The 22,379-nt window shown below is 67.4% G+C and carries 18 protein-coding genes and 1 pseudogene; 11 read left to right on the top strand and 8 right to left on the bottom strand.

The features are described 5' to 3' along the window. Positions 1-57 precede the first annotated feature (57 nt). From WME75_RS35190 to WME75_RS35180, 3 genes are all read left to right on the top strand, one after another. The gene (locus tag WME75_RS35190) at positions 58-1,503 is read left to right on the top strand and encodes a protein kinase domain-containing protein (protein WP_437480150.1); all 1,446 of its coding nucleotides are present in this window, start codon (positions 58-60) and stop codon (positions 1,501-1,503) included. A 65-nt stretch (positions 1,504-1,568) separates the two neighbouring features. Next, a complete protein-coding gene (locus WME75_RS35185) occupies positions 1,569-2,606 on the top strand; it encodes a hypothetical protein (RefSeq protein WP_437480148.1) in 1,038 nt (345 codons plus the stop codon). A 1-nt stretch (position 2,607) separates the two neighbouring features. After that, positions 2,608-3,948 carry a hypothetical protein gene (locus tag WME75_RS35180; protein ID WP_437480146.1) on the top strand — a complete coding sequence of 447 codons (1,341 nt, stop codon included), beginning with the start codon at positions 2,608-2,610 and terminating at the stop codon, positions 3,946-3,948. 17 nt (positions 3,949-3,965) lie between these two features. Here the strand turns inward: WME75_RS35180 and WME75_RS35175 are convergent, their stop codons facing one another. From WME75_RS35175 to WME75_RS35165, 3 genes are all read right to left on the bottom strand, one after another. Next, complete coding sequence (locus WME75_RS35175; RefSeq protein ID WP_437494986.1) at positions 3,966-4,034, bottom strand: hypothetical protein; 69 nt, start codon at positions 4,032-4,034, stop codon at positions 3,966-3,968. Positions 4,035-4,304: 270 nt separating this feature from the next. Beyond that, on the bottom strand, positions 4,305-5,960 hold the full coding sequence (locus WME75_RS35170) for a hypothetical protein (protein WP_437480144.1): 1,656 nt from the start codon (positions 5,958-5,960) through the stop codon (positions 4,305-4,307). Between the two features lie 598 nt (positions 5,961-6,558). Next, positions 6,559-7,515, bottom strand: a complete 957-nt coding sequence (locus WME75_RS35165) for an alpha/beta hydrolase family protein (protein ID WP_437480141.1) — start codon at positions 7,513-7,515, stop codon at positions 6,559-6,561. 122 nt (positions 7,516-7,637) lie between these two features. Between WME75_RS35165 and WME75_RS35160 the strand changes: the two genes are divergently transcribed. After that, positions 7,638-8,480, top strand: coding sequence for a helix-turn-helix domain-containing protein (locus tag WME75_RS35160; protein WP_437480138.1), 843 nt, complete (start codon positions 7,638-7,640; stop codon positions 8,478-8,480). A 56-nt stretch (positions 8,481-8,536) separates the two neighbouring features. On the opposite strand, the gene WME75_RS35155 is transcribed toward WME75_RS35160, so the two are convergent. Further along, a complete protein-coding gene (locus tag WME75_RS35155; RefSeq protein ID WP_437480136.1) occupies positions 8,537-9,733 on the bottom strand; it encodes a serine hydrolase domain-containing protein in 1,197 nt (398 codons plus the stop codon). Positions 9,734-10,085: 352 nt separating this feature from the next. Here WME75_RS35155 and WME75_RS35150 point away from each other — a divergent pair, with 352 nt between their 5' ends. Continuing rightward, positions 10,086-11,891, top strand: a complete 1,806-nt coding sequence (locus WME75_RS35150) for an alpha/beta hydrolase (protein WP_437480133.1) — start codon at positions 10,086-10,088, stop codon at positions 11,889-11,891. 316 nt (positions 11,892-12,207) lie between these two features. Here the strand turns inward: WME75_RS35150 and WME75_RS35145 are convergent, their stop codons facing one another. From WME75_RS35145 to WME75_RS35130, 4 genes are all read right to left on the bottom strand, one after another. Further along, positions 12,208-12,522, bottom strand: coding sequence for a hypothetical protein (locus tag WME75_RS35145; protein WP_437480130.1), 315 nt, complete (start codon positions 12,520-12,522; stop codon positions 12,208-12,210). A gap of 1,344 nt (positions 12,523-13,866) precedes the next feature. Further along, positions 13,867-14,817 (bottom strand): MBL fold metallo-hydrolase, encoded by a 951-nt coding sequence (locus WME75_RS35140; RefSeq protein WP_437480128.1) that lies wholly within the window; start codon positions 14,815-14,817, stop codon positions 13,867-13,869. Further along, entirely contained in the window at positions 14,814-15,362 is a 549-nt protein-coding gene (locus WME75_RS35135) for a hypothetical protein (RefSeq protein ID WP_437480125.1), read from the bottom strand. The genes WME75_RS35140 and WME75_RS35135 overlap by 4 nt, the downstream gene beginning before the upstream one ends. Positions 15,363-15,511: 149 nt before the next feature. Beyond that, positions 15,512-16,735 (bottom strand): NAD-dependent epimerase/dehydratase family protein, encoded by a 1,224-nt coding sequence (locus WME75_RS35130; RefSeq protein ID WP_437480123.1) that lies wholly within the window; start codon positions 16,733-16,735, stop codon positions 15,512-15,514. A gap of 298 nt (positions 16,736-17,033) precedes the next feature. Between WME75_RS35130 and WME75_RS35125 the strand changes: the two genes are divergently transcribed. The 6 genes and pseudogenes from WME75_RS35125 to WME75_RS35100 all read left to right on the top strand — a co-directional run. Then, positions 17,034-17,582: a TetR/AcrR family transcriptional regulator gene (locus WME75_RS35125; RefSeq protein ID WP_437480120.1), complete on the top strand. Its 549-nt coding sequence runs from the start codon at positions 17,034-17,036 to the stop codon at positions 17,580-17,582. 893 nt (positions 17,583-18,475) lie between these two features. Next, positions 18,476-19,042, top strand: a complete 567-nt coding sequence (locus tag WME75_RS35120; RefSeq protein WP_437480117.1) for a TetR/AcrR family transcriptional regulator — start codon at positions 18,476-18,478, stop codon at positions 19,040-19,042. Then, positions 19,039-19,911 carry an SDR family NAD(P)-dependent oxidoreductase gene (locus WME75_RS35115; RefSeq protein ID WP_437480114.1) on the top strand — a complete coding sequence of 291 codons (873 nt, stop codon included), beginning with the start codon at positions 19,039-19,041 and terminating at the stop codon, positions 19,909-19,911. Before WME75_RS35120 ends, WME75_RS35115 begins: the two co-directional genes overlap by 4 nt. Further along, the gene (locus tag WME75_RS35110) at positions 19,868-20,380 is read left to right on the top strand and encodes an SDR family NAD(P)-dependent oxidoreductase (protein ID WP_437480111.1); all 513 of its coding nucleotides are present in this window, start codon (positions 19,868-19,870) and stop codon (positions 20,378-20,380) included. The genes WME75_RS35115 and WME75_RS35110 overlap by 44 nt, the downstream gene beginning before the upstream one ends. Beyond that, positions 20,377-21,450: an MBL fold metallo-hydrolase gene (locus tag WME75_RS35105; RefSeq protein ID WP_437494984.1), complete on the top strand. Its 1,074-nt coding sequence runs from the start codon at positions 20,377-20,379 to the stop codon at positions 21,448-21,450. The genes WME75_RS35110 and WME75_RS35105 overlap by 4 nt, the downstream gene beginning before the upstream one ends. A gap of 40 nt (positions 21,451-21,490) precedes the next feature. Beyond that, positions 21,491-22,198: pseudogene (locus WME75_RS35100) on the top strand (aldo/keto reductase); the annotation flags it as partial. Positions 22,199-22,379 lie beyond the last annotated feature (181 nt).

Below are 22,379 nucleotides of genomic sequence, written 5' to 3'. Positions count from 1 at the left end.
GCGAGCCCGTCAAGCGACGCTTGACCTCCCGGAGCCGCTGAGACCACATGGCGAGCCATGACCAAAGCCCCGGTCCGGCCCGGCGACCTCCTGGCGGGCAAGTACCGCGTGGAGCGTCTGCTCGGCGCGGGGGCCATGGGGGTCGTCATCGCGGCGGTCCACGTCGAGCTCGGCCAGCGCGTCGCCGTCAAGTTCATGCGCTCGGCTCACCACGTCACCGCCGACGCGCGCGAGCGCTTCTTGCGCGAGGCGCGCGCGGCGGTGCGGCTGCGCAGCCAGCACGTCGCCCGCGTGTTCGACGTCGGTGCCCTCGAAGGCGGGGCGCCGTACATCGTCATGGAATTCCTCGAAGGGCGTGATCTCGCCGCATTGCTTGTGGAGAGCGGGTCGCTCTCGCTCGACGACGCCGTGGAGTACGTCCTACAAACGTGTGAAGCCGTCGGCGAGGCGCACGCCGCCGGGATCGTGCACCGCGACCTGAAGCCGGCGAACCTCTTCGTCACGCAGGACGTCAGCGGCTCGCCGTGCATCAAGGTCCTCGACTTCGGCATCTCGAAGATCAGCGGCGCGGACCTCGCCCTCACCGACGACGACCAGCAGCTCGGCTCCCCCTACTACATGTCACCCGAGCAGATGAGCTCGCCGAAGGACGTCGACGCGCGCACCGACCTCTGGGCTCTCGGCGTCCTCTTGTATGAGCTCATCGCCGGGCAGACGCCGTTTCACGCGGAGACCATGGCTGAGTTCTACGGGCGCATGCTCGCGGCGCAGCCTACGCCGCTCCGCGAGCGCCGGAGCGACGTGCCCCCGGAGCTCGACGCGGTGATCCTGCGGTGTTTGGCGCACGATCGCGAGCAGCGCTGGAACGACGTGGCAGCATTCGCCGGCGCCCTCGCGCCTCACGCGCCCGCGCGAGCGCGGGGCTATCCGGAGCGGGTTTCGCGGGTGCTCGACATGCCGCGGTCGCCTTCGTCGGGAGCCAAGGACGCGCCGAGGGCGCGCCGCGTGGAGGTCTCCCCGCCGCCGGTGAGCGCCGAGCCAGCAGGGCCGATCGCGCTGCGCCCGCCGAATTCCGTGGCGGAGACAGCGCTCACCTCGTCCTCGCCCAGCAGCGCCAACTCGCCCTTCGGGGTGCCGCTGGCGAAGCCGCGCTATCGGGTTCCCCTTCTCCTCGCCGGCGCGTTCGTCGCCGGCGCCGCGCTCGCGGTGATCGCCGGGCGGGGGCAGGAGGGGGCGCGATCCCCGGCACCGATAGGCCCGCCGGCGGCCTCCTTCGGGGCGCCGAACGCGGCCCCAGCCGCGCCCGTTGAACCCCAAGCTCCCCCCTCCGCGGTCGCCTCTCACGTCGCGAGCGCGAAAGCGCAGGCGGAGCCCACCTCGCCTTCGCCGGCGGCGACCGCCACGCTGAAGGCGACGAGGCCCCCCCTGCGGGCGAAGCCCCCGGCCAAGACCCCTCCCACCCCGAAGCCTGAGCCAGCGTTCTCGTACGACGAACGGCGCTAACCGCTGGGACAACGACGAGGGGTGCCGATATAGTCGGATCGGTGCATGGCCCAGGCCCGATGCGTATGAAGCCCAGTGTCATCGCTGCGAGCGCGCTGATCCTATCGCTGTCGTTCGCGCCGCGCGCCCTCGCGGACCCGACCGCCGAGGACCGGGCGGCCGCCGATGTGCTCTTCCGCGAGGGGCGCGTGCTCATCAAGCAGGGCAGACACGCCCTGGGGTGCTCGAAGCTCGCCGCCAGCCAGAGGATGGATCCGATGGCCGGGACGCTGCTCGCCCTGGCGGATTGCTACGAGCTCAATGGTGAGACGGCGAGCGCCTGGGCGACCTTCAACGACGCCGAGGCGATGGCGCGCAAAGCGGGCGATCGGCGGCGCGCGCAGGAAGCGGGGCGGCGGGCGGGCCTCCTCGAGCCGCAGCTCTCGCGGCTCGTCATCGAGGTGGCGCCGGAGGCCTGGGTCGAGGGGCTCGAGGTGCGGCGCAACACGAAGCCGCTCGACGCGGCGATGTTCGGCTCGGCGATCCCGGTCGATCCGGGCGAGCATACGATCGAGGTGGTGGCGCCTGGCAAGACGCCATGGAGCACGAAGGTGCTCGTCGAGCCGGAGCCAGGGCAGAGAACGGTACACGTCCCTCTGCTCGAGGACGCGCCCACGCCAGCAGCGCCCGCCGCGCCCACGCCAGAGCGGGTAGCGCGCGCGTCTGCGGCCACGAGCACCGCGCCCGCGGCGAGCTCGTGGAGCGCGCAGCGGACCGTGGGGCTCGTGCTGGGCGGGGTGAGCTTGGCCGGGATCGCGGTGGGCGCTGTGTTCGGTGTCGAGACGCTCTTGAAAATGAGCGAGGCGCGTAACCGGCACGGGTGTACAAACGACGACCCTCCCCGTTGTGACGCCGAGGGGGTCAAGCTCCATCAGGACGCCAACACGACCGCCAACATCTCCAACGTGGCGTTCGCGGCGGGAGGCGCGGTGCTCATCACAGGCCTTGTCGTGTTCCTGACCGCGCCGTCGAGCGAGGCAGTGCCGCCGACGGTGCTGGAGGTGCGCCTGGGGCCTCCGGCCCGGGTGGGAACAGCGGGGCTGTCGTTGCGAGGTAGTTTTTGACATGCGCCAGATGCGACCCTCGGGGCTCGTCATTGCCGGGGGCGCTTTGCTCGTCGCCGGCTGCCAGATCCTCGCGGGCGTGCGCACCGACGCGGAGCTGAACCAAGAAGGCAACGGCGGCGAAGGGTGCACCGTCTCTTCCGAGTGCCCGAGCGGCCTCTGTCAGGACGGCGTCTGCAAGCCGGCCGAGGCGAAGTGCGCGCTCGACCTCGAGCCGTTCGACATCCTCACGTCCGAAGACCTCGGCGGCCATGAGGTCGACACCTCCTCGCTCGTGCTGGCGAGCGGACCCGATCGCGTATTTGTCTCGGTCATCGACAAGACCGCGAGCCGGCTCGTGATCGGGACGGTGCACGAGATCGGGGAGCCAGCCGGGTCCAGGACGGAGTTCCCCTTCACCAACGGCGCGGCTTTCGTCACCGGCCGCGAGTCGGAAGGGCAAGTGATCCTTCAGGGCCGGGTGGGGTACGAGATCGGGCAGCTCGTCTTCCCCACGACCGCCGACGGCGTCTCATCCAAGGGGACGTTCCAGCGGTTTCCCGCGCTCGCACCGGCGTGCTCGAGCCCCAACGTGGCAGCGTCGATGGCGTTCGTCCAGGCGGGCGACGAGACCCTTTACGCCGCGACCTGCGCGGCGCCGGGCGGCTCGACGCGAGCGCTCGTCGTCGGTGGATCGGCCGAGCCTGCGCCGATCCTGGTGGCCCAGGGCCCACGTACCGATGCCTCGCTCAACGTCCACTACTACACGGTCACGAACGGCCAGCACCTCCTCCTGTTGGATGACAACGCGACCGGAGAAGCGTTCTTCAGGACGGGCGCCTCGACGGCCGATCTCGGCGTGGCGCACCAGATCCAGTTCAGCCCATCTCCTGACGAGGTGGAGTCCTTCTTTGGGGCGTTCCCGCTGCCCGAGGGCGATGGGGTCACGCTCTTGATCGCGCACCTTGTTCCGCCGCCGAGGCTCGCGCTCTCGGCGGAGATAGGCGTCGTGAAGGACTTCTCGTCGCTCGTCCAGGTCCCACCGCCCGGCTTCACCCCTGTCTTCAAGCTCCAGAATGTAAACCAGTATAACCCCCCGGGCCCCGTGGAGAGCGACGGCGAAAACGTGTATTTAACGTTGGTGCCGCCCCCTGGGAAAATCGTGAATCTGGGCTGGTTTACGCGAACGGGTGAGAGCGTGCTCCCCAACCAGCTCATCTTCTCCCTTCCGGACGGCAGCAGCGCGCAGATCCTCGGCTCGACCGTCGCGCAGCTCGGCGTCAAGCTGCTCGTCGCCTGGATCGAGCAACGCGACGGTGCCTACTCCGTGCGCGGTCGGCGGCTTATCTGCACGCTGCAATGAAGCGCCAACCGGCGCGGTCAGCTGGCCAGGTAGCGGATGTACGCGTCCTGCACCACGTCCTCGGCGTCGGCCCCGCTGCCGAGCATGCGGTAGGCGCCGAGGGCAACCCGCTGCCGCCGAGCTACGAGCCCCAGGCTGGCCTGGGCGACGGACGTGATTGGCAAGTTGCAGGCGGGCTGGCCGCGCGCTCGGCTCGACGAGGAGCTCCTGACCCTGCTCGACGCGAGGAGCCGCTGGAGAATCGCTCCCAGGGACTGGGGGCGTGCCGTGGTGATTGAATCCGCGAAATGACGATCGGGCGATGATGACGGAGCGAGGTCGCGGCGAAGCGCCTTCCGGCCCGACGTGCCGCCGCGTCACGGAGCAGCGGCCAAGGCCTGACGGCTCTCCGCGCGGCGCACCTTCCTCGTGAAGGCGTACAGCAGGAAGTAACAGAACCCGAGCATCGCCACGGTGAGCAGCGTGTACCTGTCGTCGTTCCAGGAGGTCCACCTCCAGATCCCCTGGCTGAGCGCCGCGAGGCAGAGGAGGGGGATCTCGAGCTGCCGCCTCCGCCGGGTGAGCGGGGCGCTCAAGAGCATGAACGTGTAGTAATAGCAGGTGATCTGGGACAGCAGAATGATGAATATCTGCCCCAGGCACCCGGCCACCCAGAGCGAGCGGACGCTCCTGCACACATAGACGAAGAACCCCGAGCTCACGGCGATGACCGCGTAGCCGAAGGACCGGTACCTCGCGTAGCGTTCGCTGCGCATCTCCTTCCATGTCTCGAATGGATCGAGCAGCGAAGTGTCCATCGTGTACTTCATCCTGCCGGACTCGACCCCCGTCCCGAACTTGTGGGCCACGAGGACGCGAAGGCCCATGTGGTTCGTCACAGGGGTCCGGTCGTGCACGCGGAGCGTGTGCTCGTAGAACCGGCGATAGGAGTCGCTGCCCGAAACGCCGACGCTCACGGTGAGCAGCGCGGCCGCGGCGAGGACGCCGCCGATGAGCACCTGCACGTGCGATCGAGCCATGCGCCTGTGCCGGAAGATATAGATCCCCGCGACGACGAGCCACCCGATGACGACGAGGCCCGGGAAGATACGCAGCAGGCCCGCGTAGACCATGCTCGCGCCGGCGAGCCTGGGGTACCTCTTCCGCACCAGGCAGGCCGAAAGGACGACGAAGAAGAGCCAGTCATGCCGCAGAAATGCGCCGCCCGTCCAGAAGAAAGGCGCCGGCGACTGGCACCCCCAGAAGATCGCCGCCAGCGCGCACACGCGCCACCCGAAGGCCCAGTAGAGGGCAGCGAAGACGCCGATCAGATAGGCACTATCGAAGCAGGTCAGGAGCTGCATGTACCCCTTCGTCGCCGGGTGAAGCTCGGCGAGGATCCGCCCCATGACGGTCCAGACCGGCGGCGGGTTGTACCCGTGGTCCCTCTCCATGGCCTCCCAGTAGTCCTTCTCCGAGGCCGTGCGGAAGAACTGCACGTCAGCCTTGAAAGCACTCCAGCGCGTGGAGGAGAAATGCGCCTTGCATTCCTCCGGAGAGGCCAGGACCCCGGCCACGAGGATGAGGAGGTTGTCTACTCCAAGGTTCCTGATCTTCCTGTCCGGGTGGCGCACCTCAGCGCTCATGTCGAGCGTGACCAGCTGACCAGTGACGTCGTCCGTATAGGTGACGACCCCGATCTCGTCCTGAGCGATGACCGTGCACTTGTACAGGTTATCGTAGGCCATCTCGGGGAAGTACTTGGCCCCCAGGTAGTAGTGATAGAACTCCCAGCGGTGATAGAACGAGGGGTAAGCGAAGCGAAAGCCGTCGAAGTACACGACGACGGCCATGATCGACAGCCCGGCGGCGACACGCTTCTTCCACCGTTCTGCGATCGGTCGGCGCTGACGCGCGCGGCGAGCCTCGTAGAGGAGGCACAGGACAGCCGAGATAGCGATCGTGCCTTTCGTGATGTCGATGGCGAGGGAGTAGTCCGAAGCGCCCCAGGTGAGCAGGGAGCAGAACGCCACGGCAACGATGATGCTCGTGAGGCACCAGGCTATGGACCCGCGGCGCTCCTGCGCCCGCGCGGCTGCTCGTCCTGGGTCCGGAGCCGTGGCGCTCACGGGAGACCCGCTCGAGGCTGCGCAAGTTGACGATTCCGCGGGAGCTGCTCAGCGCGCGCTGATCGGGACGAGGTCGGCGCCGTGGAGCGCGGCTCGGGGCGCGCCGGCATGGCCGCCTCGGCCGTCAAGCGGGTCGGCCCGCCCGCCGCGCCCGCCCACGGTCCGTCGCCCATTTCTGTGCTGCATGCGGAAAACAACAGCACCATCACAATCGACGATGTTCGGCGGATGTTGGTCTGGACCCGGGAGTTCATGAGCGCCTCTGAACCAGGTCTACCAACTTTATCGAATTTGTGCGATCGGCGACGAGCGAGCCGACCCTCTCGGGCCGATCTCGGACCGAGCGTCGTTGTCCTGCTCCTCCTCTTCCGGGGCAGGGGACTCCCCGCTCGAGCTGCAGGCCGGTTTGCCTCCAGAAGCGCGTCGACCCGCCCGGCGACCCCTTCATCGTCGAGGGTGGCCAGCTCGTGCTGCTGGTCCGCGGCGGGTGGGCCTCCTTCGCCTATCTGGATTCGACCCGCCCGAGCGGGTTGGCTACGCCGGTCAGCGCGTGTTGCGCTTCCTGCCAGGCCGTGTCTCCGGGGTAGAGCTCGGTGCGGAGGTAGGCCCAGGTGAGGAGCTGGACGGCAGCGACTCGCTCGGGGTTCTCGTCCGTGGTCTCGGCGACGTCATATCCCGAGACCCCGCCCAGCCCGTGCCCTGCGTCGAACAGGGTGACCAGGGACTTGGGGCTTGGGGAAAGGAAGTATGGATCGGCGTGCCAGTCGGCGCCTGCGACCGTCAGGTGGGCAGAGTCGTCCTTGTCGCCGGCGACCACGAGCGCTGGTGTCGTCATCCTGGAGAAGTCGATGCTCGAGAAGAAGGGATAGTTCTCGGCTGCGAACTTGCTGAGGGCGTCGCCTCTGCCGGGCGCGGCGAGCAGCACGCCCGCCTTGATCCGGGGCTCGGCGAGGTTCACCTCCGTTCCGTCGTGGGGATCCCTGTGCCGCGCGCCAAGCAGCAGGCTCGCGGTGTGCCCGCCCATCGAGTGCCCGACGACGGCCACCTTGCTCCGGTCCAGGCGCCCGGCGAGCGCGGCGACGGCGCCCTCGATCGCGTCGAGCTGGTCGAGGATGCGCTTCATGTCCTCGGCCCGCGCTCGCCAGTACAGAGGCGCATCGGGGTCATCGGAGTCGAGGGTGAGCGTCTTTGAGTCGAGGTGGGTGGGCTGGATCACGACGAAGCCGTGTGCCGCCCAGTAGTTGGCGAGCGGGGCGTAGCCGTTCAATGAGGAGAGGTGGTTGGAGCGGCCGTGGCCGTGCGAGAGCAAGAGGATGGGCAGCTCGCTCCCGGTCACGGGCGCGGAGACTCGCACCTGCAGATCGACGGCGCGGCCGGGGGCTGGCAGCACGATTGGGCTGACCGAGAGGACCGGCGTGGGTGCGCTGGGGGCGTGGGCTGCGGGAGTCGGTTCGCTCATGATGTTGATCTCCGTGAAAAGCGTACCTCCCGCCGCCGCCCTCCGATTGGAAGAACCGGACATTTTCATCGTTCCTTCCGCGCCGGCTTGAACGGCCGCAGTGGACGTGCGAGAAGTTGAGGGTGCCGCGCACGATGGACGCTGCCGCCTTGACGTTCTCGTTTTCCCGCTTCGTGGAGGACGTTCGCGCTGTCGTGCCAGTCGCAGGAAGCGCACTTCACGTTGAGCGGCTGCCCGACGGAAGAACGACCCTTGTCTTTCGCGTGCTCGAGGGGGGGCGGCAAGGGGATGTGTGCGTCGCGGGCCCGCGGACGCGGGCGCTGTTCAAGAACGCATCCGGCGTCACGCGGGCGGTGATGGTTCGGTTCAAGCCAGGCTGGTCGGCGCCGCTGCTGGGCGTGGCAGCGAGCGCGCTGACGGACCGGATCGTCCCGCTGGAAGACCTCTGGGGCCGTTCGGGCGGCGACCTCTGCCTCGAGCTCCTTGCGGCGCGAAGCCTGCCGGAGGTGCTTGACCGACTCTCCCACGCGATCGCCCTTCGTGCCCAGCAGACCTTCGAACCGGCATCGGCACGGCTCGCTCGCCGCGCGGTTCGCTTGCTCGAAGGAGACGAGGTTCGGGTGGAGAGCGTGGCGGAGCGGCTTGGCGTCACGGCGCGGCATCTTCGCCGCGCCTTCACGGAGAGCGTCGGCATCGGGCCGAAGGATTTCGCGCGGACCGTTCGTCTGCAGCGTGCCGTGCGGAGGGCGGCGACCTCGAAGGACTGGGTACGCATCGCCGCCGACGCGGGCTATTACGACCAGGCGCACCTCATCGCCGACTTCCGGGAGCTCGTCGGGCTCACACCGGGCGCCTTCCTGAAGCGTGCGGGTGATCGGGGCGTTCTGTTCGGCTCCTGCGAGGCGGAGGCCGATCTCCACGACTCCACGGAGCGACTCGGGATCGACTTCCAGCGCCCGGCGTGAGCTCTCCAGCCGTCCGTCGGACGGCGCGCTCCACCTCGGCGCGCACGCTTTCGAGATCAATCGGCGCACATGAGCTGATCGATGATCTTGAAGCTATCGATGATCGTGGCGTACGCGGCCTCGGGGTCGTCGCTCGACGTCGACAGCGACATCACGATGACGCGGGAGCCGTCGTCGCTCGCGGCGTTCCGGGTCGAGTACCCGAGCGTGCCTCCGGCGTGGCTCCAGTACCCTCCACCGCAGCTGGTCGGGATCCACATGATGCCGAGGCCATAATCGGTGCCGGGCGCGATCGGGTCGAAGGCAGGCGCCGGGACCGTCTCGTGGAGCTCCGCCATCTGCTCCGGCTCGAGCAGCGATCCTTCGGTCAGCGCCCGCCAGAACTTCGCGAGGTCCGCGGTGGTCGTGACGAGGGATCCGGCGGCGCCGGCCATGGTATGGTTCGCGATCGTGACGTCGATGAGCGGCCCGTCGACCTCGTACTGCTGGTATGCCACGGCGTGCGGGGCAGGCAGATCAGGCTCATCGCCGGGCTCGAACGTGTTGTCGAGGCCGAGCGGATCGAGGATGCGCGCCTTGACCTCCTCGCTCCAGTGGTTTCCGGTGGCACGCTCGATGATCATGCCGGCGAGCACGTAGTTCGTGTTGGAGTAGGCCCACTGCGTCCCCGGATCGAAGGTCGGCTTGTGTGCCATGGCGAGCGCCACGAGTTCTTCCGCGTCCATGTGGTCGAGCCGATGCTGCATGTACTCGTCGGCGGAGCGCAGCACGGCAAGGGCCGACTGCGGATCCGGGCCGTCCGGCTCGGCCGGACCGGTGTAGTTGTAGAGGCCGCTCGTGTGCTGGAGCAGCTGGCGGATCGTGATCCGTGAGCCGTCATTGCCGTTGCCCGACACGACGCCGGGCAGCCATTGCTCGACCGTGTCGTCCAGCGACAGCGCTCCCTCACCGGCGAGCTGCAGCACGACGACGGCGACGAACGTCTTTGTGTTGCTGCCCATCCGGAAGTAGCTGTCGAAGTCGACCGGCGTCTCGCTGTCGAGCTGCGCCACGCCGCTGCGGGCACGGATCCGTCGGTCGCCTTCGAGCATTTCCGCATGCACGGCGACAATGCCGCTCGCTTGGATCCTGTCCACCCCCTCGTGGAGCAGCGTGTCGTACGTCGCGTCGCCCTCCTCGGAAGAGTTGTTCGGGCAACCCGCGACGAGAGATGCCATGCAGAAGAGCGGGATCGAGAGCTTGCTGAGCGCCATGTCCGTGTGTTCCCTCTCGGCTTGGCTCCGTTCAACGGTTTTTACGATTTCGTCGATGTCGCACGATCGCGCGGGTGCATGGCGCGCCGCGGACCGCTGCAGGTGCCTGCGGCGACTTGCAATGCAAGCCGGCCCACCTGCGGGGCTCCCGCTGCACACCGGCCGCCCCGGAGGCGTCGCCCATCGCTCGCGGCGTGGCTCTCGCGGCGAGTCATGAACGAACCTCGCGAGTCCGGGAACAGAGATACGAACAGGAGCGGCGCCCTCCAATCGACGCAAAAATGCTCGTCGGCGCGAGCCGGCGGCCCGCGCCGGTGAGCCCAGGGCGCCCGCACACGACCAGGAGCCGATCATGAGATCTCTGCACCACTGTGTCACTTCTCGGAGAACGCGCGTTGCCGGCGCAGCCACGACGCGCTCGCGAAGCGCCCTTTCGACGGTTCTTGTCTCGGCGCTGCTCGGATCCTCGGTCCTGCTCGCGGGCTGCCCCGACAACGACGAGGCGCCGGCGAACACCGAGGCCAGCAGCGGCGGCGATGGCGGCGGCGGCGGCGAGCCTGGCAGCGGCGGCGGTGGAGCCTCGGGCGGCAGCTCGGCGGTCGAATGGGGAGGCTGCCCAGGCGACTTCATCTCCGAGTGCGCCACGGTCGCCCTGCCGCTCGATCCATCGAAGCCTGGCGGCGAGACGCTGCCCGTCTTCGTGTCGCGCCACCTCGCGCCGGGCGGCGCGGCGAAGGCGCAGGTCTGGCTCCTGCAAGGTGGCCCCGGCGACTCCGGCAACATGTTCACGGGCTTCATCGAGCAGCTATGGGAGCGCGTGATGCCCGATGTGGACTGGTACGTGCTCGAGCACCGCGGCGTCGGGCTCTCGAGCCGCCTCGAATGCCCGGTCCAGGAGGACCCGAGCTCGGAGGACGGGGCGGAGATCAGCGCGAGCGAGTGGCCCGCCTGCATCCAGGCGTTGAAGGCGCAGTGGGGCGACGATCTCGCGCACTTCACGACGTCAGCCGACGCCGACGATCTCGCGCGCCTCATCGATCGGACGCGCGAGCACGGCAAGAAGGTGATCCTTTACGGCGCCTCGTACGGGACGGCGCGCGCGCTGCGTTTCTTGCAGAAATACCCCGAGGCGGTCGACGCCGTGGTCCTCGACTCGGTCGTATCGCCGGGCGCGCAGTACCTGTCCTTGTACGATACGCAGTTCGATCCCGTGATAAAGGACATGTCCGCGATCTGCGCCGCCGATCCGGTCTGCGGGGCGAAGCTCGGGCCCGATCCCTGGGCGAAGCTCGACGCGCTCTTCGGCAAGCTCACGAAGGGGCACTGCTCGGAGCTCGGCACCGACGTCGCGCTGTTCGCGTCGATCGCCCCGGCCTTCGCGCAGATGCGCAGCCTGCGGGCGCACCTCTTCCCGCTCGCTTACCGCATCGACCGCTGCGAGGCGGGCGACGTGCAGGTGGTCGGCCAGTACATGCAGGCGCTGGGCGGTTCCTCCTCGCAGGCCGACGGCGGCGAGCCGCGGGCCTCGGACGTCCTGGGGAGGCACGTGGCCCTCTCCGAGCTATGGGAGGAACCGGCCCCGACCTCGGCCGAGCTCCAGGCGCGCTGCGATGCGCAGCACTTCTGCCCGGGGGCAGCGCTGGAGATCGGCCACCTCCACGATGCCTGGCCGCGGTATCCGCACGACAAGTTCTGGAACGAATGGCCGCGCTCCTCCGTGCCCATCCTGGCGATGAACGGCCTGCTCGACCCGCAGACGCCCATCGGCCTGGCGGAGCTGGCGGCCGGCAGGCTGACCGCGCCCCACCAGACGTTCGTGGCGGTGCCCTGGAGCCCGCACGTGGTCACGTTCGAGTCCCCCGTGAAGACCGCCGATGCGGCGCCCTGCGGCACGCAGATGATGGCAAAGTTCATCGCGGATCCCGAGGCCCCTGTCGATACGACGTGCCTCGACGACCTCGTGCCCGTCACGTGGGACGAGGATCCGGCGGTCGTCGAGAGGCTCTTCGGCACGAAGGACATGTGGGAGAACATGGCCTCGATCCCTCCCGCGCCGAGGAGGGTGGCGCCGATCGACTGGGCGGCCCTCGCGCGCCTCGCGCGTGAAAGGAGCCTCCGCGTCGAGCGCTCACCCGTACATCCCGTGAACAACCGCTAAGCTTTCTGGCGATCGCTCCTCTCCGACCGGGAATTCCTGGCGGGACTCTTCCGCGGGGGTGAACCGTCGCGATCCGTCGCATCCCCAGGGATTTGGGAGGGGCGTGACGACGGATCGCACCCCCTCGGCAGGCATGGACCCAACCCGGGTCCAATCGCCGAGCCCTGGGTTCCCTCGCCGCTTCCTGCACACGAACCGATGTCCGCAGCGCGGTCGGCATCGAAGCGCTGCGCGACCAACGACGACAGGCCATCGAAGCGCTTCCTCAGGTCAGCCGGCTCGGCCGCGACGCAGACGCGCATCGACGGTGGCAGCGTCAGCACGACGTCTCCGACGCGGCGCTCGAGCGTGGCGAGATCGAAGCCCGGCCGAACGCGAACCACCCGCCCCTTGGACAGCGCGATCTCGAGCGGCTCCGCCACGACCGGCGAGGCGTTGGCCACCACTGCACCGGCAGGAAGCGCGGCGCCTCGGTCGAGGACCACGGCAGGGGCTGCGAAGGTCCGTAGGCCCGCAGCTCCCAGCGGCACCAGTACAGCTGGCAAAGCTTGTACCCCTCGTGCCGCGCGAGCTTCTCGGCAACCAGCCCGCTGCGCTTCCATCGCTCGACCCCCTCCACCCTCGTTGCCATCGCTTCCTCCTTCGTCGCGAAGGGGGACAGGTAACCGGCGCTGCGCCGACGATCACGCTGGCGTTGGTCGGGCGCTTGCGCTACGGACGGTCATGTTTCCAATTATCTGCCAGCATCGTAACGAAGATGTGGGTTGGCTCGTTGCTGTGGGATTGCGAGTCGCTGGGAGAGACCCTGGCCTTGCACAGGCCTGGAGAGTGATGCAGGAGTAAAGCGTCGATTTGGGCCTTGCGCTATATGAAGGTGATATATGCGTTTTCGGCGACATGGAACAGATGTTACGGCTGTGACTATTCACATATCGAGCATCGAAGGGAACTCTTCGGCCGGCATCGAGCTCGCCGATGTTCCACGCTCGGATGTCGTTCCCAGAATAACGAGCAGTGATCCTGATGTGGTTAGCGTCGATGGCATACCTCGTATACGCGCCGTTGGCAATTTTTCGTTTTGCCTCAGCGCGCTTGCTACAACATCAGGTAGTGGCGCTGTAACGGTGACTGCGGCGACACGGTCCGGAATCCAGGCGACACTAAGGGTCGTGGTTGACGTTGCGATAGAGTTGCCGGATCCTGCTACTGAAGCTGGAGCTGTCGCCAGACTGTTGATGTCGGAGGCCCGCGGTCCTTCCCACGCAGACTACCTGGCAGCAGACACATTGGAGAGTATGGGGTGGATGCAACGGGTTCTGGAGAATCGATTGGCGACCGATCCTTCTCAATTCGGGGCACGCGGGGCGAGAAATTTGATCGACATCATTCGCGCCGTCGATCAGTTTGATGGGTTTTCCGATTATCCGAACTACGATCAGGGGGTTCGTCGTCGGCTGCAGCAGATGGTTAATGTCGCGAATAATGACAATGATCGAATGCAGTCGGATTTTCGAAATTTTATACAGAATGCTATCGATGTGGCTCGGTTGCGGGTCGCCATCCGGAACCCAAGTTCAACAGGCTTGTTCGGGTGGAGAGCCGCAGGGACTGGAAGTCCAGGGCCCAGATTCGCGAGATTTCGTACGTTGGCTGGAAACACGTTCTTTACGTTGCGGTCATGATTGGAACCTTGACATGACCTGAGATTTTTGCCTGCATGCATGGACGCACGCGCAGTGCGGGCGACGGCGGCGCCGGCAACGAGGGCGGCGGCAACCGTGGCAGCGGCGGCGGCAACGACGGCGGCGGCCCGCGCGCGCCCCCGCGAGCGTGTACGTGGCGCCCGGGGAGCCGGCGGTCGCTCGGAACAGCGGTGTTCGGGGGATGCTTGTATCGACGGTGATGAACCTGTTCTTCATCCCGGTCCTCGACGTTCTGCTGGAGCTGGGGCGCGAGCGGCTGCGCGGGAGGGGGACTACCGTGGTTCCGCTCCCGGAACCGCAGGTACGATCCGCTCCAGAAGAACGCGCCGCTCTCCGATCTTCAGCTCGACGACTGCGTCCGAGGAGATGCCCAGCTGGTCCATCCTCGCGTGAAGCTCGTTCAAGCAGTCGCCCCTGACGTCGTCGGAGTTGATGAAGGTGTCGAAGTGGATCGGCATCATCCACCTGGCGCCAAGGATCCGGTAGGCGCGAAGCGCTTCGCCCGGATCCATGTGCGTCTTGCGCATGAAGTCGCGAGGAGCGATGGGGCAGATGGGGAGGATCGCGAGGTCGATTTGAGGGAACCTCTGGCGTGTCTCCTCGAAGTGGGTCGGGGCGTAAGCAGTATCGCCGCCGAAGTAGATCGTCCATCCGTTGTGTTCGAGCACGAATCCCGTCGCGCAGTCGTCGCACGAGGATTCGTCAAGACCGTATCGCCCGCCCGGATGCAGCACGGGTGCCGCCGTAATCTTCACTGCATCGAGGACGATGGATGACCAGGCGCCGAGGCCACGCTCCTGAAAAGGAAACCTGGGCAGGTAGTCCAGGATCCCAGGAGGCACAAGGAGGGTGCCCGTCCGCTCACCGAGCGCATCGAGCGACGAAAGCGAGAGGTGGTCGAAGTGCGGGTGCGAAACAAGGGTCGCCGTTAGCTTCGGGACTTCATTCACTGGCATGCCCGGCTCGACGAGGCGCGGAGAGAGCATCCCGACGGTGTGTGAAAATACAGGATCGGTGAGAACATAGCGCTCGCCCATTCGTATGAGGACGGTCGCATGGCCCACCCAGAGCACCGAAACGCCCGCCGCCGATGTTTCGGGCAACGAGCGCACGGGCGCTGGCGATGAGGTGGCCGTCAACGCCGAGAGGTTTCGGGCTGTCGACGTAAAAGGGAAGCCGCAACCAAGCAGGAAGACGGCCGGCAGGGCGCGCAGCGACTTCAAAAGAACCTCAGCGCGAGGGTCACGATCACCTGGCGTCCCGCCAGCTCCGGCGAGAATGTGGCGCGGACTCCGCACGTTCCGAACAACGTCAACAAGGCCACGTCGAACGACGGGCGTATGTGGCCATCGTTCAGAAATGCCGCGGTGCCCACGGACAAGGCCAGCGCCTCGCCTCGATCGACAAGCGGCACGTTGACGCGCACGCCCAGTCGGCCGACCCAGTCGCTGGTCTCAGGCGGCCCGGGTGCGTATTCGGCCGATCCCACGAGCTCGAATGAGCCCGTGAACCGAGCCGAAGGCGGGACGAAGAATGCGCGAACGCGCGTCCTCGGCTCGCGAAGCCCGAAGGAGTAGAGAAATGGACTGAGCTCCCACCGAAGGCCTCCGGACACTTTCCCGTCGCCGAAAGTGATCTCAGGACTGGGCACCAATTGCAGCAGCGGCCACAGAATCTCGGAAGCTGGAAGGACGCGCGGGGAAGACTGCTGCGCCGATGGCGTCTCGACCGCGCCGGCCGCTTGAGGATCCAAGGTCGAGGTGATCACAAATGCCGCTGCGATCGCGATCGTGGGCTGGCGGACTCGAACCCGAGCGGTGAACACTAGCCCTTTGCCGCCCCGTCGACGATCTCCCCGTATTGCTTGCCGAGCCGTCTGAGCGCCGCGGCGAGCAGTCCGGCCTTCGTGCTCGCGTCTCACGGTGTAGCTCCGGGGCGCAACCGTTCGATGCGCCCACGAGGGGTGCCGTCCTCTACGTAGAGCCCAACGACGCCATTGGGCCTGCCGGTCTTGTCGTCATGGAGCTGCGACAGTCCCGTGGGATCGGTCGGCGGTGCGGCGAAAGCACGGACCGTCGTCATCAGGGCCGTCGCCGTGAGCGCGAGGATGACCAGCGTTTGCGCAGCAACGGATGCGTGCGTCGAGCCGTGTCGGACGAGCTTGCTCGACGCCGTTGCTCGCAATCGCGAGACGCCGACCTCGCGCGAAACCTCGGGCACGTAGCCCAGCTCGCGCTTCGCGAGCGCGTTCGAGAGCTCGAGGCGCTTGCCGATCAGCCGAACGGTCTCGAGGCTGAGAGGCGGTTGCTTGCCGGGTCTGAACAGCGTGAAGACGAGGCCCATCATCCGCGCCAGCAGGGCTCCGAACCAGTACGGGACGGCCCGCGCTTTGGCCGGTTGGCCCGTCGCCTCGATCACGTCGGTGAAGAACTGACGCATGCTCGTCACGTCGTCGTCGGTCACGAAGTAGGCCTTTCCGCCCAGGCCATGGTCCACGGCGCGGGCGACGGCGCTTGCGAGGTTGTCGACGTGGCAAACGCTGTAGGCATACTCGCCGCCACCGATCCACATGAAGCGTCCTTCGTGGAACGCGTGGGCGATGTGCCCGATCGACGGTGCGCCCTCGCCCCAGATGAACGGAGGGCGGACGGCGATGGTCGACATTTCGCTGCCGTTCGCCTCCAGCACGATGCTTTCCGCGAGGCCCTTGGTCGCGCTGTACGGCATCGACCGGTGATGCACGACGGGGAGCGTCTCGTCGCCGTGGGTAGGGCGGCCCGGCTCGACGACGATGGACGCCGCGCTGACGTAGATGAACCGCCGAGCCTTGGCCTGGCGCGCGCAGGTCAGTACCCTTCGCGTGCCTTCCACGTTCGTCCGTTCGTGGTCGCGATAGCGTACGCCGCTGGTCAGCGATGCGGCGGCGTGCACGACGACGGTCGAACCGCGCATCCCCGCCGCGAGCGACCGCTCGTCGTCGAGATCGCCTCGGACCGGCTCGGCGCCGAGCGATGAAACGGTTCGGGCGCTCTCCTCGCTGCGCGCGAGCGCACGCACGCGGTGACCCGCGGAGACCATTGCCCGAATGATGGCGGCGCCTACGAAGCCGCTACCTCCAGTGACGAAAATGAGCTCGGCCATTTCTGCACTCCTCCTGCCGGTGTCGGCCGGCGAGAGTGTATATAGCACAGCTATACGCGGTGTCTATAGCGACGCTATACTATTTGCTGAGGGCGCCTCGGGAGCGCCGCGAAGAGGCTGTCGAGCGCGCGTTTCCCACGTGGACGGAATGGAGGGGCACGCCATCGTGCGGCGCCCTTGCCCGACCATGCGATCGAAGACAGGACATCCGATCCGCGATCGCCTGCTCGGACGCGACGGCGCCATGTCGGAGCTGAAAGCCGATGGGGCGCTAGGGTAGCTGTGCTACCCTCCATCGATGGCCGATGTGAAGGATACGCTGCTGGACGTCGCGTACCGCGTGCTCGAAGAGGAGGGAGCGTCCGCGCTCACGACACGGCGGGTCTGCAAGGAAGCGGGCGTCACGATGCCGACCCTCTACCATCACTTCGGCAACCGTGACGGGCTCCTGTCGGCGGTCCACGCCGTCGCGCTCGAGAAGTTCATGGCGAAGAAGCGTGCGCTCGCGCAGACGTCCGATCCCGTCGCGGACCTCCGCGCGAGCTGCGAGCAGGTGCTCGAATTTGCCGTTGCGCATCCAGCAGTCACGGCGGCCGTCATGGCGCGTGCGGTCGAGCTCCCTTCGATGTTCTCGCAGGCGTACGCGCTGATGCGGCACCGCATCGAGCGCTGCGCGAAGAGCGATGCGCTGCGTGTGCCGGTCGAACAGGCTGCGGAGCACGTCTGGGCCGTCATCCAGGGGCTCGCGCTCTCGATCGTCGCGAGCCCGACGGGCACGTCGCCAAGTCGGCAGACAACCCGGGCGGCGCTCGACGCGCTCTTCCGCGGGCTCTTTGGAAAGGCCTAGCAACGACATAGACAGCTAAATTAGCGCTGCCCTGTTGCCTCAACCGACCCATGGCATTGTTTCCAGCCAAATACCTCGCGAAGCTCGGCTGTCGGACGCTTTCCCGTCGAAGCTGCGCGAGCAGGAGGCGCTGCTCGGTAAAGGAGCCGTCGTGAAGAAGAAAGCCGCAGAGAAGGTCCGAAGGCAAGAGGTTCCGAGCGCGGCGTCGTTCGCGCTGCAACAGCTCATGCTCCCGATGATGCTAGCGTCCGACGCCATCAAGAAGGGGCTGCTCGCGTTCGTGCAGCAGATAGGCATGCTGGCGTTCAGGGAGCTGATCGAGGCGGAGGCCGCCGCGGCCGCGGGTCCGAAGGGGAAGCACGCGACGGCACGGGCGTACAACCATTGGGGCACCGCGAGCACGCCGCCGCGAGCCGGGGGAGGACCGCTCGAGGCTGGGCGGATGAAGCTCGTCGCCATGGTGACCGAGCCAAGGAACATCGCCCGCTTCCTCTCCGCGCTCGGCGAGCCGACCGACGTCCCAGCTCGCTCTCCCAACCGAGGGCCGCCGTTACCTACGCGCCGATGGCTCGAACGAAGGGGTAAAAGCTTAACGAGGCGAAGGCGCAGGCTTCGCCCGGCGAAGAGCTCGTTGACGAGCGCCCCACATCGGGCACGAAGCGAGGCGAGCTCGCTCCGCGGCTGCAGTCATGGGTCGCAACAGAGAGGCAGTCCACCTGGGCACCGAGCAGCTGGACCGCGCGCCTCGCCTCCGGGGTGGACAAAGCCGCGCGGCGACGGCGAGGGGGACATCCGCAAGGCCGGCAGCCGGCAGACAGACCTCCCCGACTGCCCAGTCTTGGGACCATCGGGAACGTGTTGACAGTTGATGCACAAGTTGTCACAATGTCTTCATGCAAGCGACGACGACAGACGACGAGGCGGCCGCCCGCCGCGCGAGGATCCTGACCGCCGCGCGCTGGTGCTTCCTCAACTTCGGCTTCGCGAAGACGGCCTTCGAGGACATCGCCAAGCGCGCCGGCCTCTCGCGCACGCTGCTCTACCGGATCTTCAAGGACAAAGAAGACATCTACCGGGCCGTATTCGTGGACTGGCTGGTCTCTCGGCACCCCGCCGCGAAGGAGGCGGCGAACGGCCCGGGGAGCGCCTATGAGCGCTTGCTCAGCGTCTGCCGTCTGCTGGCGCTCGAGCCCTGGGCTGAGATGGTCGGGGCGCCGATGGGGAGCGATTTCATCGAGGCGTGCGAGCGCATCGATCCCGAGAGCGAGGCACTTTATCGCAAGATCACGCTCGAGTGCGTGGGCGCCATCTTGGGCGATGAGGCGAGCGCCGAGGTCTTCCTCCTCGCGCTCGACGGGTTGCTCTCGGACCGACCGTCGATGGAGGTGCTGGAGCAGCGGACGCAGCTCCTCGCAGCGCGCTTCGCTCCTCGTTCGTCGAAGAAAGGAGCGCGGTCATGACAGCGTCACCTGAAATCCAAGAGATCGTCATTATAACCGGTGCGTCTACCGGCATCGGCGCGGCCACGGCACGCGAGCTGGCTCGGCGGGGGTTCCACGTCCTCGCGGGTGTCCGGCGCGACCGGGACGCCGACGCAATCCGGGGGCCAGGTATAGAGCCGCTGATCCTCGACATCACCAACCCGGACCACATCCGGGCGCTGGCGACTCGGGTGCACGGGGACCCGCAGGGCCGGGCAGTGCGGGCCCTGGTAAACAACGCCGCCATGGCGGTCAACGCACCGGTCGAGGTCTTCGCGATCGACGAGTGGCGACGCCTGTTCGAGGTCAACCTCTTCGGTCACATCGCCGTTACCCAGACACTCCTGCCGGCCCTGATCCGCAGCAAGGGTCGCGTGGTCAACATCAGCTCCGTGGGCGGCAAGGTCGCCATGGCCACCTATGGTCCGTACGCAGGCACGAAGTTCGCGCTCGAAGCGGTCAGTGACTCCTTGCGACGCGAAATCGCCCCGCTGGGCGTCCAGGTGGTCGTGGTCGAACCGGGCGCCGTGCGAACGGAGATGCCCGGCCGGGCGATCGCCAGCGCCCATGAGGTGGCGTCGACCATGACGCCCGAGCAAAGCCAGCGCTACGGCGGGCTGGTGCAAGCCATCATCGCGCAGACCGCCTACCACACCAAGTCGGGCCTGCCCGCTGACGCTGCGGCCAAGGTGATCGCGAAGGCAGTGACGGCGCGCAAGCCGCGCACTCGCTACACCGTCGGCCGCGAGGCCGCACTCCTCACCTTGGTGCGCATCCTGCCCGACCGGATACTCGACCTCCTCTTTGCCGCTGCTCTGCGTCCCCACTTTCCCAAGGAGAGCAAGTGAGCACCCGAACCTCGACATCCTTCTCTGCGACCTGTCGCGGATGGCCGATGTGAAGCGCGCCGCCGAGGAGTTCAAGGCCAAGCACGATCGGCTCGACGTCCTCGTGAACAACGCGGGCGCCACCTTCAAGAAGCCGACGATAGGGCCCGACGGGTTCGAGCTGACGTTCGCGCTAGACCACCTCGCGTACTTCCTGTTCACGACGTCGCTGCTTGCCCTCATCCGCAAGACCCCCGGCGCGCGCGTCGTGTCGACCTCAAGCTCCATGCAGGCGCGCGGAAAACTCGACCTCGCGAAGACGCCGACCTCGCCGGAGGCGGCGTCGCTCAAGGGCGAGTACATCTCGAAGCGACGGCCGGTGACCCCGCAGAAGCAGGCGATGGATCCGAAGCTCGCGGCCGACCTGTGGACGTCGAGCGAGAAGCTCGGCGCCGAGGCGGCGGCTCGGGCGGCGAGAGGCAACGCATGAGGTTTCATGGTCTTCGTCTGGAACGAGTTCGTTCGTCGAGGCAGTTCGACGGCGACGTCTTTCGTAACCCGCTGGGTCCGTGGAGGGCGTCGACGACCGGAGTCCTTCCGATGCTCCCCGAGCTCCTCTTCGGGGGGGCTCGACGTAGACCGAAAGCTCCCTTGCCGACGACGCGCCCCCACGAAGCATGGGGGCGTCCGGTCAGCTCCGGGCTCCGCACGACGTGGCTCGGCCACAGCACCGTGCTCATCGAGATCGACGGCCATCGAGTCCTGACCGATCCCGTCTTCGGCGAGCGGGCATCCCCGGTCTCCTTCGCGGGCCCGAAGCGCTTTCACCCCGTGCCGGCAGGGCTCGGAGAGCTACCTCCGCTCGATGCCGTGGTGCTCTCCCATGACCACTACGACCACCTGTGTGCGACCACGATCGCCGGTCTCGCTCGCATGCCGGAGATCCCGATCGTCACGTCGCTTGGGGTGGGGTCGCACCTCGAGCGGCTGGGAATTGCGCCAGAGCGCATTCACGAGCTCGACTGGGGTGAATCATGCGACGTTCGCGGGTTGCGCTTCATCGCGACCCCAAGCCAGCACTACTCAGGTCGCAGCCTGAGCGACCGGGACGCGACCCTCTGGTCGTCATGGGTCATCCAGTCAGATCGGCACAAGGTCTTCTTCTCGGGCGACACGGGGCTGACCGAACAGTTCCGCGAGACGGGCCAGATGTACGGGCCGTTCGACCTCGTCATGCTCGAGATCGGCGCGTTCCACCCAGGCTTTGAGGCCATTCACCTGGGGCCCGAGAACGCGCTCAACGTGTTGCAGATGCTGGGCGGCGGGACCTTGCTGCCGGTGCACTGGGGTACCTTCGATCTTGCGCTCCACGCGTGGGATGAGCCTGCGGAGACGCTCGTGCGACTCGCGGCCGAACAGGGCCTACGGGTTGTCACACCGAGCCTCGGCCAGGTCGTCGAACCCTCGCAGCTCGATGCCCCAACGCCGTGGTGGCGAGACCTCAAGTCGAGGGAGGCGCCTTTCCGCCCCTTGGCCGAGCAGCTTCAACCGCACCCGTAACAGCTACGGGTGACCCGATGTCCAACTCAACGCGTGTCGGGAGCTCGGAGTCACTCCAGTCGGGTTCATGCCTCTGGCGATGGGCCTCCTCTCTGGAAAGTACCGCCCGGGAGATGTCCCACGGGACTGGGTCCGCCGCCGGCTCACCGGGGTGTTTCGGCCAGCGGAGATCGCCGCGGCCGGGGCGATCACGGCGCGCCTGGAGGCGATCGGCGCCAAGTACGGGAAGACGCCCGCGCGGGTCGCGCTGCGGTGGGTGATCGAGCGGGGCGTGATTCCGATTCCAGGAGCGAAGGACGCGAGGCAGGCGAGACAAGACGCGGGCGCCCTGACGTTCTCGCTCACTCGAGACGAGGTGCTCGAGCTTGTACGCGGACGTGCTCGCGTCGGCGAGTCGCCCACGTTGGAGCGCAAGCGCATCGGACCGCGCCCTGCGAAGCCACAAGAGCCTACGAAGGCGGACGAAGACGCCGCTTCGAAACGCAAGCGTGGCGGCGATCGGGCGGTCGACAAACCGCGCCGAGCTCTTGCGCCGCACATGTGCGATCGACGTCCTCGAGTGCCCAGCTTGCAAGGGGCGGATGAAGCTCGTCGCCATGGTGACCGAGCCAAGGAACATCGCCCGGCTTCCTCTCCGCGCTCGGCGAGCCGACCGACGTCCCAGCTCGCTCTCCCAGCGTCCACGCGGCGGCCGCCGTACTGGAAGAGCACCGTTCTGCGCCGCAAGGCGCCCGGTGACGCCGCATAGCGTCTCGCGACGCGCCTCCCGGGCCAGACCAACGCCCGGACGGACACGTGTGCCCACGGCACGCCGATGCGCCCCGTAGCGCGCTCGGCGCCGCCCGGACCACGCTCCGCTCTTTCGACCCAGGACCGAGCCATCACGACGCTCGCGGTCCCACCCTTTCGGTTTGCTGCGCTGCACTTCT

The sequence above is a fragment of the Sorangium sp. So ce1014 genome, assembly GCF_051521505.1.
Classification (GTDB): domain Bacteria; phylum Myxococcota_A; class Polyangia; order Polyangiales; family Polyangiaceae; genus Sorangium.
This window is presented reverse-complemented; position numbering and strand designations above follow the sequence as displayed.

What these genes read in the sequence shown, in the direction of transcription:
- WME75_RS35115 (WP_437480114.1), top strand. Translation starts at nt 19,039, where the DNA reads ATGACAGCGTCACCTGAAATCCAAGAGATCGTCATTATAACCGGTGCG.
- WME75_RS35105 (WP_437494984.1), top strand. Translation starts at nt 20,377, where the DNA reads ATGAGGTTTCATGGTCTTCGTCTGGAACGAGTTCGTTCGTCGAGGCAG.
- WME75_RS35155 (WP_437480136.1), bottom strand. Translation starts at nt 9,733, where the DNA reads ATGGCGCTCAGCAAGCTCTCGATCCCGCTCTTCTGCATGGCATCTCTC.
- WME75_RS35185 (WP_437480148.1), top strand. Translation starts at nt 1,569, where the DNA reads ATGAAGCCCAGTGTCATCGCTGCGAGCGCGCTGATCCTATCGCTGTCG.
- WME75_RS35150 (WP_437480133.1), top strand. Translation starts at nt 10,086, where the DNA reads ATGAGATCTCTGCACCACTGTGTCACTTCTCGGAGAACGCGCGTTGCC.
- WME75_RS35180 (WP_437480146.1), top strand. Translation starts at nt 2,608, where the DNA reads ATGCGCCAGATGCGACCCTCGGGGCTCGTCATTGCCGGGGGCGCTTTG.
- WME75_RS35190 (WP_437480150.1), top strand. Translation starts at nt 58, where the DNA reads ATGACCAAAGCCCCGGTCCGGCCCGGCGACCTCCTGGCGGGCAAGTAC.
- WME75_RS35165 (WP_437480141.1), bottom strand. Translation starts at nt 7,515, where the DNA reads ATGAGCGAACCGACTCCCGCAGCCCACGCCCCCAGCGCACCCACGCCG.
- WME75_RS35130 (WP_437480123.1), bottom strand. Translation starts at nt 16,735, where the DNA reads ATGGCCGAGCTCATTTTCGTCACTGGAGGTAGCGGCTTCGTAGGCGCC.
- WME75_RS35120 (WP_437480117.1), top strand. Translation starts at nt 18,476, where the DNA reads ATGCAAGCGACGACGACAGACGACGAGGCGGCCGCCCGCCGCGCGAGG.
- WME75_RS35145 (WP_437480130.1), bottom strand. Translation starts at nt 12,522, where the DNA reads ATGGCAACGAGGGTGGAGGGGGTCGAGCGATGGAAGCGCAGCGGGCTG.
- WME75_RS35125 (WP_437480120.1), top strand. Translation starts at nt 17,034, where the DNA reads ATGGCCGATGTGAAGGATACGCTGCTGGACGTCGCGTACCGCGTGCTC.